This is a genomic window from Seonamhaeicola sediminis, from assembly GCF_004358095.2.
GTDB classification, from domain to species: domain Bacteria; phylum Bacteroidota; class Bacteroidia; order Flavobacteriales; family Flavobacteriaceae; genus Seonamhaeicola; species Seonamhaeicola sediminis.
Genome location: NZ_SMZJ02000004.1, coordinates 742,984 through 759,981, shown reverse-complemented (window position 1 = coordinate 759,981; position 16,998 = coordinate 742,984). Strand labels below are relative to the sequence as shown.

The following is a 16,998-nucleotide window of genomic DNA, read 5'->3' as shown; positions in this document are numbered from 1 at the left end:
AAAAACCTTGCTCGTATTCAGATACAACCAAACGTTTGAAGTTCTCACTGTAATTTCTTGGGGACTCTTGCTTTTTTCTTAACTGCCTTTTGTTTCCCATAGTTCTAAATGTTATGGTCAACTTTTTTCAGGACGAGACACTAAAAGCAAAAACCCGCAATAAAATTTGCGGGTTTTTATTTCAGCGGAGAAAGAGGGATTCGAACCCCCGGAGGTGTGACCCTCAACAGTTTTCAAGACTGCCGCATTCGACCACTCTGCCATTTCTCCTTAAGTGTCTCATCAGGCTATCTGCCTGAATGCGGGTGCAAATATAGAACCCTTTTTTAATTCTTTCAAATAAAACATCAATTTTTTCAATTTAATTACAGCAGTATTTCAATCTATTTATTTTATTCAGCATTTTATAAAAAAAAGCTTTACAAACCTTATTTTTGCACAAAATAAATTGTTGATGTCTAATACAATTAAACAGTTACAGTGGCGATATGCTACAAAGAAGTTTGATAGCAATAAAACATTGCCAGAGAACAAGCTCAATATTCTTAAACAAGCATTTAATTTAACGGCAACCTCTTACGGTTTGCAAACCATAAAAATGTTGGTTATTAAGGATAGAGTTTTAAGGTCTAAGCTTGTAGAGCACTCATACAACCAAAAACAAGTACTGGATGCATCGCATCTTTTAGTCATTTGCATACAGGAAAATATTTTAAACATTGATGTTAACCAATATTACGACAACATAAAAGATATCAGGGAAACCCCAGAAACTATATTAAAGCCTTATCGCGAGGGGTTGATTGATATGATGGCTAAAATGTCAATCGAAGAACGTCAAAAATGGTCTACCAACCAAGCATACATTGCATTGGGAAATTTAATGACCGTGTGCGCCATAGAAGCTATAGATGCATGTCCTATGGAAGGGTTCATGCCTTCAAAATATGATGAGATTTTAGGCCTAAAACAACAACAACTAAAAACGGTATTACTACTTCCGGTAGGATATAGAGCAGAAGATGATATGTTTTCAGGGTTTAAAAAAGTTAGAAAACCAATTGAACAAGCTGTAATAGAATTATAAATTATTTGGGCGTTACCCACAAGGGGTCGGGCTTTCCGCGTTACATGGTAACTCGCTGCAATCCCTAACGCAAACAAAAAATAAAATTATGCCAGGATTTGAATTATTTGGCGATGCCGAAAAAAAACAAGTAAATGATGTACTGGACAATGGCGTACTAATGCGCTATGGTTTTGACGGTATGCGTAAAAGCCATTGGAAAGCAAAAGAGCTTGAAAAAGAATTACAGAGCACGTTTCAGTCCAAGCATGTTCAACTGGTTTCAAGTGGAACCGCGGCAGTTTCAGTAGCACTTGCGGCTGCAGGAGTAGGCGCGGGAGACGAGGTAATTATGCCTTCGTTTACATTTGTAGCTAGCTTTGAAGCTATAATGCTACTTGGTGCTATTCCTATTTTAGTCGATGTAGACGATACTTTAGGGCTACACCCAGAGTCTGTAGAGAAAGCTATAACACCTAAAACAAAAGCCATAATGGTAGTGCAAATGTGCGGGAGTATGGCAGATATGGATACACTTCAAAACATAGCATCAAATCATAATTTACTATTAGTAGAAGATGCGTGTCAAGCTATTGGAGGCACATACAAAGGAAAACCTTTAGGCAGTATTGGGGATTTGGGTTGCTTCTCTTTCGATTTTGTAAAGACAATAACTTGTGGCGAAGGAGGAGCAGTAATTACTAATAATAAAGACTATTATATTAATGCAGATCATTACAGCGATCATGGTCATGACCATATTGGAAATGACCGTGGAGCAGAAACACATCCATTTTTAGGTTATAATTTTAGGATTTCAGAACTGCATGCTGCCGTGGGATTAGCACAGGTAAAGCGATTGCCAGAGTTTTTAACAATTCAAAAGCGAAACTTCAGTATTATAAGAGATGCCCTTAGTGAAATTCCGGAAGTAACCTTCAGAACAGTTCCAGAAGGAGGTCTGGAGAGTGGTGCTTTTCTAAATTTCTTTTTGCCAGATTTAGAAACCACTAGAAAAGTTATTGAAGGTTTTAAGGTTGGTGGAGTAGATGCTTGTTGGAATTATTACGATAATAACTGGCATTACATTCGTAAATGGAATCATTTGAAAGAATTAAAATCGCTTTTCCCAATTTCAAAAGAAGTTACAGAGGGTTTAAAGTATCTAAAAACTAAGTCTTTTGAGCAATCAGATCACTACATTGGTAGAAATATTTCTTGCTTGATTAAACTTTCTTGGTCAGAAACCGAAGTGAAAGCTAGAGCCAATAAAATGGCAGAAATTATAAAAGCAGCTTTAAAATCTTAGTAGCTTATATAATCTACAATTTCTAATCCGTACCCTATCAATCCAACACGTTTGGTCTGAGCAGAATTGGTTATAAGTTTTAATTTATGAATGTTCAAGTCATGAAGAATTTGTGCGCCAATGCCAAAGTCTCTAGAATCCATATTAATTCTAGGTGCCTTAGCTACTGTATCTTGTTCTTGGTGCTCCTTTAAAAAAGACAAACGTTTTAAAATATTCATTGATTGAGACTCTTGATTGATAAAGATAATAGCGCCTTTACCTTCTTTATTTATCACTTTGAACATGTCATCAAGTTGCTTATCAACGTTGTTTGTTAGGGTGCCTAAAATATCGTTATTAATTAACGTAGAATTAATTCTAGTAGCAACCTCTTCATTATCTTTCCATTGACCTTTTGTTAATGCTATATGTACTTGATTATTAGTAGTTTGTTTATATGCTCTTAATCTAAAACTTCCAAATCGTGTTTCAATTTGAAAATCCTCCTTTTTTTCAATTAAAGAGTCGTGTTGCATACGGTATGCTACCAAATCTTCAATAGAAACTATTTTTAAATCGAGTTTTTTGGCAACCTCAAAAAGTTCTGGTAATCTGGCCATACTACCATCCTCATTCATGATTTCAACAATAACCCCAGCAGGGTTTAAACCTGCTAGTCTTGCAAAATCAATGGCAGCCTCAGTATGCCCAGTTCTTCTTAAAACACCACCATCTTTAGCAATTAAAGGAAAAATATGTCCAGGACGTGCTAATTCAAATGGTTTCGTGTTTGGGTCTATCAAGGCCTTTATGGTTGTGGCTCTATCTTTTGCAGATATACCTGTTGTAACACCTCCACCTCTTAAATCTACCGAAACCGTAAAAGCTGTTTCCATGGGGTCGGTATTGTTTCTAACCATCATATTGAGGTCTAATTCTTTACAACGACTCTCAGTTAAAGGTGCACATATAAGTCCTCTGCCATGAATTGCCATAAAGTTTATCATTTGCGGAGTTACTTTATCTGCAGCTGCAACAAAATCACCTTCATTTTCTCTATTTTCGTCATCAACAACAATAATGACTTTACCATTCCTGATGTCGTCAATGGCCTCATGTATAGTGTTTAATTTATATTGTTGGGTGGCTTCTTTTGTCATAGTATTCACAGTCATGTGGCAAAGATATTGCTTATTTTAGGAATCTAAAGTATTAATCCCAAAGTCTTCTTTAATCTTTTTTCCTAATAGAGGGTAGGCAATCACGTAAAATATAATTCCAAGTATTAGGAGTAAAATAGGAGGTTTTTTTCCATTTTTAGTACGATTATACAATTGTTTGATGTTTAGTATTGATTTTATATAATATATTACAAACAATACTAACGAAACAATACTTAACTGAATGGATGCCAACTCTAATTGAGGTAGTTTATTGTTTTTAAATATAAAGAATAGGAAAAATAAAACGATACCTACACTATAAAGGACTATGGTAAATTTTGAGTGATCGTGATAATTTTTTAAAATTACTTTTGATGCTCTGTCTAATTCTATATTCTTTTCGTTTATATTGTTACTTTCAGTAATTCCTAAGTTTAAATCTTTTTTTAGTTCTTCTTTTTGCAAAAAATAAACCACAAAATAGAGAGGTATTCCTAAAACATGAAGGAGTACATAATTAACGTTTATACCTTTTCCAACATGTTTTCTATAATTGGTTTCACCCACTACTGTTTTAATGAATGATGCTATAAAAAGCCCCCAAAATATGATACCAACAATCAATAAGGAAACTCCTAAAGAAGGAAACCAATTATTCTTAAAAACGCCTCCAATAATGGTAATAGGATAAGCTAAAACATATAGTATAAGGGTAAGTTTAGCATCTTCTTCAAATTTATTCTTAAGGGTAATGGTTTGTTCATATTCTCTGTTAGTAAAATCACCTGAGAATTTTAATTGTTCATTAGTTATTCCGCGCTTGTTTAAAATTGCTAATGCCGTATTTCTGTAAATAGTTTTATAACCAAATTCTTTGTGGTTTTTAGCAATATTTATAAGCTTATTGTTATCATAGCTGTTTAAAGCGTCATATTCGGTATCAGAAATATCAAATGTAGAAGTGTCTTTTTTAGTCTCTTTCTTTTTAATTCTGAATACATTCTTTAGGAATTCAAATAAGCCATCTCCTTCAAAAATCTTTCTATCTGCTGTAGCTCTTTTAGTTAGAAATATACTTAACGGAAGTAAAATTAAAGTAGAGAACCAAGTTGCTAAAATGGGATTAAAACTGCCATTTTTAGCACTGTTAGTAGCAAATATACCTATAAAATGATATGTTAAAAACAATAGAATAGCTATTACCATTGGTAGGCCAATGCCTCCTTTTCTTATTAAGGCACCTAGCGGTGCACCAACAAAAAACAGAATAATGCATGCAAATCCTAAAGCAAATTTTTCATGTAATGAAATATAGTGTTTGTTTAACTCTGTTTTTTCTCTTTTAAAAGACGTTTTTTTTGACGAAATAATTTGTTGAGCACTCGTTATACCTCTAGATGCAGATTCAATAAGTTCTAATTTTTTTCGGGTATTAAATAAGTCTAAAATGCTACCTGAGTAGTTAATGGAATCAATAGGTTGCTCTTTCTCAACTTCACTTTCTGTTGTTTTTACAACACTTTGTTTGGTGGCTACAGAGGACCGTTGTATTAAAATTTTAGACAGGTTACCATAGCTATCTGCTTTTCTATTTTCAATGGAATCTATAGCTTTATTTAACCCCCTTATATTAAGCATATTGTACTTGTCTGTGTATGATTTATCATCTAAATCTACATTATCCATCTCAGACAAATCAATGTTAATAATGTACTTTTCAAAGGAGCTTTTGGCAAATGGGATTTTTTTTCTTTCCTCCGGTTTTGAGGGGGTTACATCACTGTAATAATTTCCGTTATAAAGAATTAATTTTAATACATCAGAATCTTTTCTACTAGCTAATTCACCAGTTTTAGACTTTATAGTCGTTGCATTTTTTCTTCCGTCAGAACCCTTAATATGTATCGTTACATCTTCAAGAAACTTATCATTTTCACCACTTTTCTTTTCAACTTTAATGTTATAATTGTTTATTTCGTTAAACTGCCCTTCCGCAATGGCCATGGCAGGTTTTAGCTTAGCAATGTTGCGTCTTAAATTATAAGAATTAAGTTCTGCCCACGGAATAACGTTATTAGAAAAGAAAAACGTGGTAATAGCGAGTCCTACAATAAATATACTTAAACCAGACATGGCCCGCTGCAAAGAAATACCAGTAGATTTCATAGCGGCGAACTCATAGTTTTCTGCAAAACTACCAAATACCATGATTGAGGATAACAATATTGTAAGCGGTAAAATAAGTGGTATGAGCTTTGGTAAAAAATACATTAAGAATTTGGCTATTACAGGAAGATCTAAATCTTTACCAGCCAATTCTTTAATATACAACCAAAGGGTTTGTAAAATAAATATCAGTATGAGTATTACAAACACACTGATAAAAGTTTTAAGATAGGTTGTTAGTATGTATCTGTCTAAAATTTTCAATGGAAAAACCTAATCTAAATTATTGATGTAATAATCCTGATATTTTTTGGTGTCAAAGGTAAATAAGGTTTTTGATATGGGTTGATTTGTTTTAAAAGAATTAACGGTTAATGTTGTTTTAGACCCATTTTTTCCTATTTGAATTAAGTTGTAAATATGTTTGGTTTGCGCATCAATACCAAGTAGAATACTTTTTAATTCTGAGTTAGAATCAATGGGTATTAATTTCACATATTGAATTTTACGTCCTTGAATATTTTGCTGAATATCTAATTGATACGTATACCCTTCCTCATAAAATGATAGCATTTTACTGGGTGTTATAGCATCTTCCTCATCCTCATTTTGAGATGTAATAGTAACTTCTTCATCTTCAGAACTAATAAGATATAATTTGTTTCCATCAAAAAGTTGCGTCACACCTAATATATTTAATTTGTATTTTTCGCCTTGCATCACTACATCACCACGAGTTTCTTGTTTGATGTTTTCCGATAGGTTTTCAAGGGTATATTTAAAATCTATTGAAATATTCTCATAGGTCTTCACTTTTTCTGAAACTTCATCTAACAATGCTTTTCCCTTATTTTGAGCAAACCCTAAACATGTTGTTAAAGTAAATACTATTATGGCAAATATGTTCTTCATTTTTGTTTTCTGTGTAAAATTATTCATTTTCTAAATGAGCATCCAACGCTGTTAAATCAGGAATTAAAACCTGTCTTGCTTTACTACCTTCAAACGGTCCCACAATACCAGCTGCTTCCAATTGGTCTATGAGCCTACCGGCTCTGTTGTATCCTAATTTCAATTTTCTTTGTAATAAAGAGGCAGATCCTTGTTGTGCAGTTACAATAACAATGGCAGCTTCTTTAAACAGTTTATCTCTGTCTTCTATGTCTATATCAAGACTTGTGCCACTTTCTTCACCTACATATTCTGGTAATAAATAAGCGTCTGGGTATGCTTTTTGCGCTCCAATATAGTCTGTTATTTTTTCAACTTCAGGTGTGTCTACAAAAGCACATTGAATACGTATCATGTCATTACCTTGAGTGAATAACATATCACCACGACCAATCAATTGATCTGCACCAGAACCATCTAAAATAGTTCTAGAATCAATTTTAGAAGTTACCCTAAACGCAATTCTGGCAGGGAAATTAGCTTTAATAATACCTGTAATAACATTAACAGATGGACGCTGGGTGGCAATAATTAAGTGGATACCAATGGCACGGGCCAATTGAGCTAAACGCGCAATAGGGGTTTCTACTTCTTTACCAGCGGTCATAATTAAATCTGCAAACTCATCAACCACTAAAACAATGTACGGAAGAAACTGGTGGCCATCATTGGGGTTTAATTTTCTGGCTTTGAACTTAGCATTATACTCTAATATGTTTCTACACATGGCATTTTTTAACAACTCATAGCGGTTGTCCATTTCAATGCAAAGTGAGTTTAATGTATTTATAACTTTAGTATTGTCTGTAATAATAGCTTCTTCACTATCTGGTAATTTTGCTAAATAGTGGCGTTCAATTTTGTTGTATAACGTAAGCTCTACTTTTTTGGGATCAACTAAAATAAACTTTACTTCGGCAGGGTGCTTTTTGTATAGTAATGAAGTTAATACGGCATTTAAACCAACAGATTTACCTTGACCTGTAGCCCCGGCCATTAAAAGGTGAGGCATTTTTGCTAAATCTACAACAAAAGTTTCATTACTGATGGTTTTACCTAAAGCAATAGGCAGCTGCATTTTAGAGCCTTGAAACTTTTTTGATGAAATGGCAGAATGCATAGATACTATGGTGGCATTTTTATTGGGCACCTCAATACCAATGGTTCCTTTACCTGGAATAGGTGCAATAATTCTAATCCCTAAAGCAGATAATGACAGAGCAATATCATCTTCTAAGTTTTTTATTTTTGATATACGAATACCTGCATCCGGAACAATTTCATAGAGTGTTACCGTAGGGCCAATAGTTGCTTTAATACTGGCAATACCAATTTTATAGTTGCTAAGGGTTTCAACAATTCGGTTTTTGTTTTCCTCTAGTTCTTCTTGATTGATAGTGATACTCTCTGTGTCATACTTTTTTAGAAGATCTAGAGGCGGAAATTGATATTTGCCTAATTCTAAAGTAGGATCAAACTGTCCAAAATCTTCAACCAATTTGTTAGCTAGATTATCAGTTTCAGATAGTTCTTCGGCAATTTGTTCAACTTTTATTTCAATACCAGATTCTTCATCATTATTTTCTTCCAATGGGGTATCTACCTCTATTGATATATTTTCTTTAACAGGATTTGACGCCTTTTTTTTGTTATCCTCCAACGGAATTTCAAAAGCAGTTTTGATAGCTTCTGCTTCATCTGATAATGCATTATCTACTGTAATATAAGTGTCTTCTTTTAAATCTGATAGTTCATGTTTTATATCTTTTTTAGCAGACTTAAAGAGTTTGGAAATGCTTTCGAAAGTCACACCAAAGCGAATAGCCAAATAGGTAATTAATCCAAAAAGTAATAGGAGTGAAGTACCTACTTTACCTAAATAATCTTGAAGAAGGCTATTAATTTCGAACCCAACAGTACCTCCAAGGATGTCATTAGTCTGTGAAAAAAAACCAAAAAAAACAGAGAGCCAAATAACTATTAAAGTACCCCAAAACCAATGTTTGCGTAATCTAGATTTAGGTAGATTCATTAAAACATAAATCCCTGATAAAAATACAAGACCAGCAAAAATAAAAGACGCTACTCCAAATCCTCTTTGGATAAAAAAGTCACTTAACCAAGCCCCAGATTTACGTAACCAATTTTGGGTTTTCACCTCTCTAGATGAAAAATTTGATAGTGTACTTTGGTCTATTTCTCCTGTGAAAAAGAAAGAAACAAAGGCAATACAAAGCACTACACCAAAAATAATTAGAAAACTACCAAACACAAGCTTTTGCTGGCTAGATAGTTTAAAACTTGGAAGTTTAAGTTTTTTCTTTGGAGTTTTTTTAGTGTTGGTTTTTTTCTTCGCCATCAAAGATTTCAAATTGAGGTTCCAAATCAAGTTTAATTTTGAATTGGATAACAGTGCCACAAAAATACAAATTACTAACGTTTATCCTAGTTAGAATATTATTATTAAAAAATCTTTGGTAAGTATATAATGAGACCAATAAGGGCAGCAAAAAAAGCAGATATAAAAACGGCTCCTGCTGCAATATCTTTTATAATTCCAATTTTTTTGTGATGCTCAGGGTGGATAAAATCGGCCACATCTTCAATAGCCGTATTAATGCCTTCTACAGACATTACCATAGCAATTGCTAAACATTGTAAAACCCATTCGATAGCAGATATTTTGAAAAAGAATCCTGCTATGGTAACCAAAACAGCTATACATAACTGAATTTTAATACTGGCCTCTGTTTTGATGAGATACATAGCACCTTTAAAAGCATATCCAATACTTTTTAAACGGTTTACCAAGAAGGATTCTTTTTTCTTGCTCATTATTAGCTTAAAACCTCTAACGCAGCTTGATAGTTTGGTTCATCAACAGTCTCTGCAACTTGCTCGGTGTATAGTACCGTCTCATTTTCATCAATAACTACAACACTTCTTGATAACAAACCTTCAAGCGGGCCATCAATAAAATTAACACCGTAAGCTTCACCAAATGCCCCTGTTTTGAAATCTGAAAGATTTACAACATCGCTTAAACCTTCAGCTCCACAAAAACGTGCTTGTGCAAACGGTAAATCCTTAGATATACATAATACTTTTGTATTCTCTAATCCACTTGCTTCTTTATTAAATTGTCTAACAGATGCTGCACAAGTTCCTGTATCAATACTTGGAAAAATATTCAACACAATTCTGTTTCCAGCAAAGTCTTTTAAGCTCTTTGTAGATAAATCTGTTGCTGTTAAATTAAAATCAGGAGCTTTATCTCCAACTTTAGGTAAGTTTCCAGAAGTTTTTATGGGATTACCTTTTAGTGTTACTGTTGCCATTTTTTTTGTTTTAATTTTTAAGTCAACTAAAATAACAATAATTACTTCGTTAGTTTAAATTTTTACATTTCTTTTTAAGTACAATTTTGCAACTATATCATAAAACTATTGTTTTTTAATCAACTATAAGTTTTATCAATTCTAATATAACTTATTAAAATATTTTTGACGACTTTTTTTGCTAACATTTAGTAACTTTAGGGTATTCACAAAATATGTAACTCTAAAACAAAATATTATGCACAGCACAGACAGTAATGACATTAGTAAATGTCCATTTATGAGTGGCACTCAAAAACAACCAGCAGGCGGCGGTACAAGAAACCGTGATTGGTGGCCAAATGAACTAAAACTTAATATTTTACGCCAACATGGTAAAAGTCCAAACCCATACAAAGCAGATTTTAACTATGCTGAAGCATTTAATAGTATAGACTTTGCAACATTAAAACAAGAAGTTATTGATTTAATGACAGACTCACAAGACTGGTGGCCAGCAGATTATGGTCATTACGGGCCTTTTATGATTCGTATGGCATGGCATAGTGCAGGAACCTATCGAGTAGGCGATGGTAGAGGAGGAGGCGCTTCTGGAACTCAGCGTTTTGCGCCCTTAAATAGTTGGCCAGATAACGGTAATTTAGATAAAGCCAGATTATTACTTTGGCCTATTAAAAAGAAATATGGAAAGAAATTATCATGGGCAGATTTAATGATTTTAGCAGGAAACTGTGCTTTAGAATCCATGGGATTTAAAACCTTTGGATTTGCTGGAGGTCGTGAAGATGTTTGGCAACCCGAGGAGGATGTGTATTGGGGATCTGAAACCGGATGGTTAGATAATGATGATCGTTATGATACTAGCGATGGTGATTTAGAAGGGCATTTAGGTGCCGTTCATATGGGATTAATTTATGTAAACCCAGAAGGACCTAATGGCGAACCAGACCCAATGAAATCTGCTCATGACATCAGAATTACTTTTGGTAGAATGGCTATGAATGATGAAGAGACTGTAGCTTTAGTTGCAGGAGGCCATACTTTTGGTAAAGCACACGGAGCTGCAGACCCTGATAAATATGTGGGGCCTGAGCCACACGGTGCATCCATAGAAGAAATGAGTACAGGATGGAAAAACACTTATAAATCTGGTGTATTAGATGATAGCATAACAAGTGGTTTAGAGGGGCCTTGGACGCCAAATCCAACACAATGGGATCATGATTACTTTGATGTACTACTTAATTACGAGTGGGAATTAACAAAAAGTCCGGCAGGTGCACACCAATGGACACCCAAAGATACCAATGCAAGAAAAGCACCAGCAGCAAGTGGTGATGGTACACAGGCTTTAATGATGTCTACTGCAGATATCGCATTAAAAACAGATCCTAAATATTTAGAGATTTCAAAACGTTTTCATAAAGATCACGCTGCTTTTGAGGACGCATTTGCACGTGCTTGGTATAAGTTAACACATCGTGATATGGGACCAATAGATCGCTATTTAGGTCCAGAAGTACCACAAGAAGAATTGATTTGGCAAGACCCAATTCCAAAAGTTAATTATAAGCTAAGTGATGAGGACATTACATCTATCAAAAAAATGATATTAGCTTCTGGTTTAAGTATCTCACAAATGGTAACTACAGCTTGGGCTTCGGCTTCAACATACAGAGATTCTGATAAGCGTGGTGGTGCCAACGGTGGGCGTCTGCAATTAGAGCCTCAAAGAAGTTGGGAGGTAAACAACCCAGCCGAATTAGAAAAGGTATTGCATGTTTTAGAAGGTGTTCAAAAATCTTTTAAAGACGAGGTCTCCATGGCAGATTTAATAGTATTGGCAGGAAACACTGGTGTTGAAGCAGCAGCAAAAAATGCGGGTTATAACATTGAAGTTCCTTTTTCACAAGGTAGAGGAGATGCTACTCAAGAACAGACCGATTTAGAATCTTTTGGATATTTAGAGCCTTTAGCAGATGGTTTTAGAAATTACATGAAGGCAGGCTTAAAAGTTGATGCAGAAGATTTATTAATAGACCGAGCTAATTTAATGAACTTGTCTGTTCCAGAAATGACAGCCTTAATTGGGGGTATGCGCGTTTTAGGTACCAACTATAATGGATCTAACTATGGTGTGTTTACTGATAATGTTGGACATTTAACCAATGATTTCTTTACCAACCTTTTAGATTTTAGTTATACTTGGAATGCGACTTCTGAAGATGACACTATTTTTGAAGGAAAAGAAAGAAAAACAGGCATTGTGAAATTTTTAGCCACTAGAGCCGACTTAATATTTGGTTCTAATACAGAACTAAGAGCTATTGCCGAAGTTTATGGTGCCGATGATGGAGAAGAACAGTTTGTTAAAGATTTTGTTGCAGCATGGGCTAAGGTCATGGATTCTGATAGATTTGATTTAAAATAAGTTTAGTTTTTTGTTAGTTTTAGTTAAGATTGGGGTAAACATAGTCCTTGTGTTTATCCCAATTTGTTTTAATTAAAACCTACTAAACAATTACTAGAATAGAATACAAACAATAATTTTATTAGAAGAAAAAATAATGACTGATATTAGTATATTTCTTGAAGCCATTCAATCTGGTGATGCAAACCGTGTTGAAACCCTTATAAAAGCACATCCAAATCTTGTTAACACAAAAGATCAAAGAGGTTTTACACCTTTAATATTTGCTACTTATTTTGATAAAAAAGGTATTGTAGAAGTACTCCTAAAGCATAAGGCCTATGTTGATGCTACTGATGCTTCTGGTAATACCGCACTTATAGGAGTAGCATTTAAGGGTAATAAGGAAATTGCTAATTTGCTCATTAAAAATGGAGCTTATGTAAATGCAAAAAATAACCAAGGTGTAACACCGTTAATTTTTGCCACTATGTATAACAAAGTTGATATGGTAACCTTTTTATTAAAGCAAAATGCAGATAAAACTATTAAGGATGGCCAAGGTAAGACGGCTTTAGACTATGCAAATGAAAAAGGGTTAAAGGCTATGGTAGGGGTATTGCAATAGGTTATTGTATAGACCCAATTTCCGGTTTTTTCGTTTAACTAAAAGATAAAATCAGTTTCAATTGCTTTTATCGGCTGTTGGCAACAAGCTGAAAATGAAACACTCATTGAACATATTACTTCTGATTTTAACTTTGATTTCGTGTAAAAATCAATCGGAATTGAAAACGGAAATTGCTCAAATTGAGAGAACAGAATTGATTAAAATAACGCAAACTGACTCGATATCTGAATTGTGGAACGTTTTAGTTTTTGAGAAAGGTGGTTGTTTAGGTGGAGAACAGTATGTTAATGAAACGGAATTTAAAAGAGAGGAAAAACCACTCGTTTTCAGCGAAACGGAATGGAAAAAATTCTCAGATAACGACAAAGGAAAACTGACTGAATTTCTTATCACTAAACTTTCTGACACAACGAAAACGAAAATCCATACTTGCCCATTTTTTGGAGCAACGAACGGAGAAATGGCTGTTTATTCACTTCAGCACATTCACAAAAAGAATTGGTTTGACTTTTCGGAGTTTAAAGAATATAAAGACAAAGAATATAAAAGTGCAACTGAACAACCACAAATTTGGTTACAAAATATATTGAAAAACGAAACTGACAGAAAAAAATTAGCGGAATTGTTTAAAAACGAACTGAAAGAATAAAAGCCAGTTGCCAACAATGTATAACCGCAATTACGGCGGATTCGACTACGTCCGAATCCACTCGGAATTGCTAACGTCTGTGCTAAACCGAAAATCATTAACTTTAAACCCGTAACTGACGGTTATACGTAACCGTTAAACGAAGGTAGACGAAAATTTCTACAAAGTCAATTTTAAACCATAAAAAAACCACCTCAATTTGAAGTGGTTTATAATTTCCATTTTTCTTTTTCAGTTACTTATCTATGGAACCAAGAACCCGTTGCATAAAACTATTTAAAGCCTCTTTTTTAGGTGTTCCATCTTTTATCATTTTATTAACCTCAATAGCACCATACATATTAGAGATTAACTCTCCAATAACATCTAATTCTTCATCTTTTAATGAGGGTACCACGGTCAATGCTTCTAATGTTTCAATAGATTCAACAACAAAATCTTCGTCGTTATCCTCAATAAATTGCGTTAGGTGTTTAATTACTGGTAACTTCATTGACTAAGTCTTTTAAAACATCAAACTTGTTGGTTTGTACTTGGTTAACAAAAGTTCCGTTTTTAAACGTAGCAAAGGTTGGTAAATTATCAACTGTGGCTAACTTTCTAGATTCTGGAAACTTTTCAGCATCGGCAATAATAAATGTTACATCTTCTAATTCTGAAGCTAACTTCTTTACTTTTGGTTTCATAATACGGCAATTACCACACCATGTTGCTGAATATTGTACCACTACGGTTTTGTTCTCTGAAACTAAACTTTGTAGATTATCTTGATCTAATTCTTTTACCATAATATTTTTAATTTTTTAAAAATTAAATTCCTTTTAGTCAGTTCGAGTGATTTCGATAAGAAAACCGAAATTGTATCGAGAACCTGTTTATGTAATAAATCTAATTCTCGATACAAATTTTACTCTTGCCAATTGTAAAATCCACTCTAATTTAGGGTGGCTATTTATTGGAACTAGGAATTCTTAATTTACGTGGGCTGCTAAATACTCTGCTACCCCCGTTCTATTGGCGTTCATAGCTTCTTTTCCTTCTTCCCAGTTTGCAGGACAAACTTCACCTTTTTCTTGAACATGTGTTAAAGCATCAACTAATCTAATGTATTCTTGTACGTTTCTACCTAAAGGCATATTATTAATACTTTCGTGTTGTACAATGCCATCTTCATCAATGATATAGGTTGCTCTGTAAGTTACATTATCACCTTCAACCAATACAGCTCCAGTGTCTTCGTTATAAGTTTCGTTTGTGATGTCTAAAATACCTAAAGTAGACGCTAGATTTCTGTTAGAATCTGCTAAAAGTGGATACGTAACACCTTCTATACCGCCATTGTCTTTTTCGGTATTTAACCAAGCAAAGTGAACTTCGGGCGTATCACAAGATGCTCCAATTACAATAGTGTTTCTTTTCTCAAACTCACATAAAGCAGCTTGAAATGCATGTAATTCTGTTGGGCACACAAAAGTAAAATCTTTTGGGTACCAAAATAACACCACTTTTTTCTTGTTGTTTACTGCTTCTTCTAATACGTTTAATTTAAAAGTATCGCCCATCTCATTCATTGCGTCTACGTTTAAATTTGGAAATTTTTTCCCTACAAATGCCATATTAATTTGTTTTTAAATTTTAATTATTCAGTTAAATTCGAGGGCAAAATTAGCTAAATGCTCAAGTTTTAAAATAGAATTCTATTACAAAATCTTATAATTGGATAGTAATAGAATATGGACCAAAAAAAGATGGTCTTATTTTGTTGATTCGCAAAAAAATAGGGAGATAAATTATGTAATTCTCAAAAGAAAATACTTTTTAATAGTCTTATTTATTTACTTGTAATTTGTTTTATTTTTATGCTGAAAGCCGCAAATAATAAAGTCATAAACGGACTTAGCCAATTAAATATTGCAAAGCCCAAATAATCAATTACAGGAACTCCTAAAACACCAGATTGATAAGCGCCACAGGTATTCCAAGGAATTAAAACAGAAGTTACCGTACCAGAATCTTCTAAAGTTCTACTTAAATTCTCTGGAGCTAACCCTTTTTCTTCATAAGCTTTTTGATACATTTTTCCTGGAACTACAATGGCTAAATATTGGTCACTTGCTAAGGCGTTTAACCCCAAACAACTTATAACCGTACTAGCGAATAACCCAAACACAGAATCGAATAAATTTAAAACAGATTTACTGATTCTTGACAGTGCTCCAATAGCATCCATAACGCCTCCAAAAACCATGGCGCAAATAATTAACCAAATGGTTCCTAACATACCACTCATACCTCCTGAAGAAAACAAATCATTTAACTCGGCACTAGTGGTTTCTACTGAAGTATCAACGGTAATAGCATTCATAACACCTTTATAAGCAGCATTGAAGGTTAGTGAGTCAGTTTCGGCAACAGCCAAAACAATATGAGGTTGTGCAATGATTGCTGCAATACCACCTAAAACTGTACCAACTAAAAGCGCTACTAAAGGCGGTGTTTTTTTAATAATCATAAAAATTACGATAACAGGAACCAAAAATAGCCAAGGTGAAATATGAAAAGCTTGATTAATAGCGGTGAGCTTATCTGAAATATCTGGACTTCCGGTAGTGTCTATATTGAGTCCTATAATCACAAAAGCAATTAAAGTAATGGTTATTGTAGGTACCGTAGTTAAAGCCATGTATCTTATATGTGAAAACAGTTCACCGCCAGCCATGGCTGGTGCAAGATTGGTAGTGTCACTTAGAGGTGACATTTTATCACCAAAATAAGCACCTGATAAAACCGCACCTGCAGTCATGCCAACAGACACGTCTAATGTTTTTGCAATACCAATAAGAGCAATACCAACAGTTGCTGAAGTGGTCCATGAGCTACCAGTAGCAATGGAAATAATAGCACAAATGATTACGCAAGCCGCTAAAAATATGGTAGGATTGAGTATTTGCAATCCGTAGTAAATCATAGATGGAATAATACCACTTATCAACCATGTTCCTGCCAAAGCACCTACCATTAATAAAATTAAAATAGCCCCGGCTGTAGATTTGATATTTTCTGCTACTTCATCAAGCATCTGTTTGTAGGATACTTTATTGTAAAATCCAACTACTGCAGCCACAGCTGCACCCAATAAAAGTATGAATTGATTGCTTCCGCTTAGGGCATCATCACCATAAACAAAGAATACATTGTAGAAAAGCATAGCAACCAATGCAAAAACTGGAATAAGGGCCTCCCAAATATTAAGTTCTATATTTTCTATTATATTTTCGTCTTGAGGTTCTCTGGGCTTAATATTTTGACTCTCCATGAAGTAATTTGAAATTT

Annotated in this window: 15 protein-coding genes and 1 tRNA gene; 5 read left to right on the top strand and 11 right to left on the bottom strand. The window is 34.0% G+C overall.

Annotated features, from left to right (window positions below; all coding sequences use genetic code 11):
• Positions 1-185: 185 nt before the first annotated feature.
• A tRNA-Ser gene (locus E1J38_RS09565) sits at positions 186-270 on the bottom strand.
• A 184-nt stretch (positions 271-454) separates the two neighbouring features.
• Between E1J38_RS09565 and E1J38_RS09560 the strand changes: the two genes are divergently transcribed.
• Positions 455-1,087, top strand: a complete 633-nt coding sequence (locus E1J38_RS09560) for an NAD(P)H-dependent oxidoreductase (RefSeq protein ID WP_133356560.1) — start codon at positions 455-457, stop codon at positions 1,085-1,087.
• Positions 1,088-1,175: 88 nt separating this feature from the next.
• The gene (locus E1J38_RS09555; RefSeq protein WP_133356561.1) at positions 1,176-2,375 is read left to right on the top strand and encodes a DegT/DnrJ/EryC1/StrS family aminotransferase; all 1,200 of its coding nucleotides are present in this window, start codon (positions 1,176-1,178) and stop codon (positions 2,373-2,375) included.
• On the opposite strand, the gene ribB is transcribed toward E1J38_RS09555, so the two are convergent.
• The 6 genes from ribB to tpx all read right to left on the bottom strand — a co-directional run bounded on the left by ribB (position 2,372) and on the right by tpx (position 9,975).
• Positions 2,372-3,532, bottom strand: a complete 1,161-nt coding sequence (gene ribB / locus E1J38_RS09550) for a 3,4-dihydroxy-2-butanone-4-phosphate synthase (protein WP_186525850.1) — start codon at positions 3,530-3,532, stop codon at positions 2,372-2,374. The two genes, E1J38_RS09555 and ribB, sit on opposite strands and share 4 nt — an antisense overlap.
• 21 nt (positions 3,533-3,553) lie before the next feature.
• Positions 3,554-5,896, bottom strand: coding sequence for an LptF/LptG family permease (locus E1J38_RS09545; protein ID WP_439653977.1), 2,343 nt, complete (start codon positions 5,894-5,896; stop codon positions 3,554-3,556).
• 63 nt (positions 5,897-5,959) lie between these two features.
• Positions 5,960-6,598, bottom strand: coding sequence for an outer membrane lipoprotein periplasmic chaperone LolA1 (lolA1, locus tag E1J38_RS09540; RefSeq protein ID WP_133356563.1), 639 nt, complete (start codon positions 6,596-6,598; stop codon positions 5,960-5,962).
• 19 nt (positions 6,599-6,617) lie between these two features.
• Positions 6,618-8,996 carry a DNA translocase FtsK gene (locus tag E1J38_RS09535; protein WP_133356564.1) on the bottom strand — a complete coding sequence of 793 codons (2,379 nt, stop codon included), beginning with the start codon at positions 8,994-8,996 and terminating at the stop codon, positions 6,618-6,620.
• Positions 8,997-9,100: 104 nt separating this feature from the next.
• The gene (locus tag E1J38_RS09530; RefSeq protein WP_133356565.1) at positions 9,101-9,472 is read right to left on the bottom strand and encodes a diacylglycerol kinase; all 372 of its coding nucleotides are present in this window, start codon (positions 9,470-9,472) and stop codon (positions 9,101-9,103) included.
• A gap of 2 nt (positions 9,473-9,474) precedes the next feature.
• On the bottom strand, positions 9,475-9,975 hold the full coding sequence (tpx, locus tag E1J38_RS09525) for a thiol peroxidase (RefSeq protein ID WP_133356566.1): 501 nt from the start codon (positions 9,973-9,975) through the stop codon (positions 9,475-9,477).
• Positions 9,976-10,213: 238 nt separating this feature from the next.
• Here tpx and katG point away from each other — a divergent pair, with 238 nt between their 5' ends.
• From katG to E1J38_RS09510, 3 genes are all read left to right on the top strand, one after another.
• On the top strand, positions 10,214-12,406 hold the full coding sequence (gene katG, locus E1J38_RS09520; protein WP_133356567.1) for a catalase/peroxidase HPI: 2,193 nt from the start codon (positions 10,214-10,216) through the stop codon (positions 12,404-12,406).
• 136 nt (positions 12,407-12,542) lie between these two features.
• Entirely contained in the window at positions 12,543-13,013 is a 471-nt protein-coding gene (locus E1J38_RS09515) for an ankyrin repeat domain-containing protein (protein ID WP_133356568.1), read from the top strand.
• 160 nt (positions 13,014-13,173) lie between these two features.
• Positions 13,174-13,665: a hypothetical protein gene (locus tag E1J38_RS09510; protein ID WP_133356569.1), complete on the top strand. Its 492-nt coding sequence runs from the start codon at positions 13,174-13,176 to the stop codon at positions 13,663-13,665.
• Positions 13,666-13,900: 235 nt separating this feature from the next.
• On the opposite strand, the gene E1J38_RS09505 is transcribed toward E1J38_RS09510, so the two are convergent.
• The 4 genes from E1J38_RS09505 to nhaC all read right to left on the bottom strand — a co-directional run bounded on the left by E1J38_RS09505 (position 13,901) and on the right by nhaC (position 16,981).
• Positions 13,901-14,158 carry a DUF6952 family protein gene (locus E1J38_RS09505; protein ID WP_133356570.1) on the bottom strand — a complete coding sequence of 86 codons (258 nt, stop codon included), beginning with the start codon at positions 14,156-14,158 and terminating at the stop codon, positions 13,901-13,903.
• Positions 14,139-14,453: a thioredoxin family protein gene (locus tag E1J38_RS09500; RefSeq protein WP_133356571.1), complete on the bottom strand. Its 315-nt coding sequence runs from the start codon at positions 14,451-14,453 to the stop codon at positions 14,139-14,141. The genes E1J38_RS09505 and E1J38_RS09500 overlap by 20 nt, the downstream gene beginning before the upstream one ends.
• Positions 14,454-14,636: 183 nt before the next feature.
• Entirely contained in the window at positions 14,637-15,281 is a 645-nt protein-coding gene (locus tag E1J38_RS09495; protein ID WP_133356572.1) for a peroxiredoxin, read from the bottom strand.
• A gap of 215 nt (positions 15,282-15,496) precedes the next feature.
• Entirely contained in the window at positions 15,497-16,981 is a 1,485-nt protein-coding gene (nhaC, locus tag E1J38_RS09490) for a Na+/H+ antiporter NhaC (protein ID WP_133356573.1), read from the bottom strand.
• Positions 16,982-16,998: the final 17 nt, after the last annotated feature.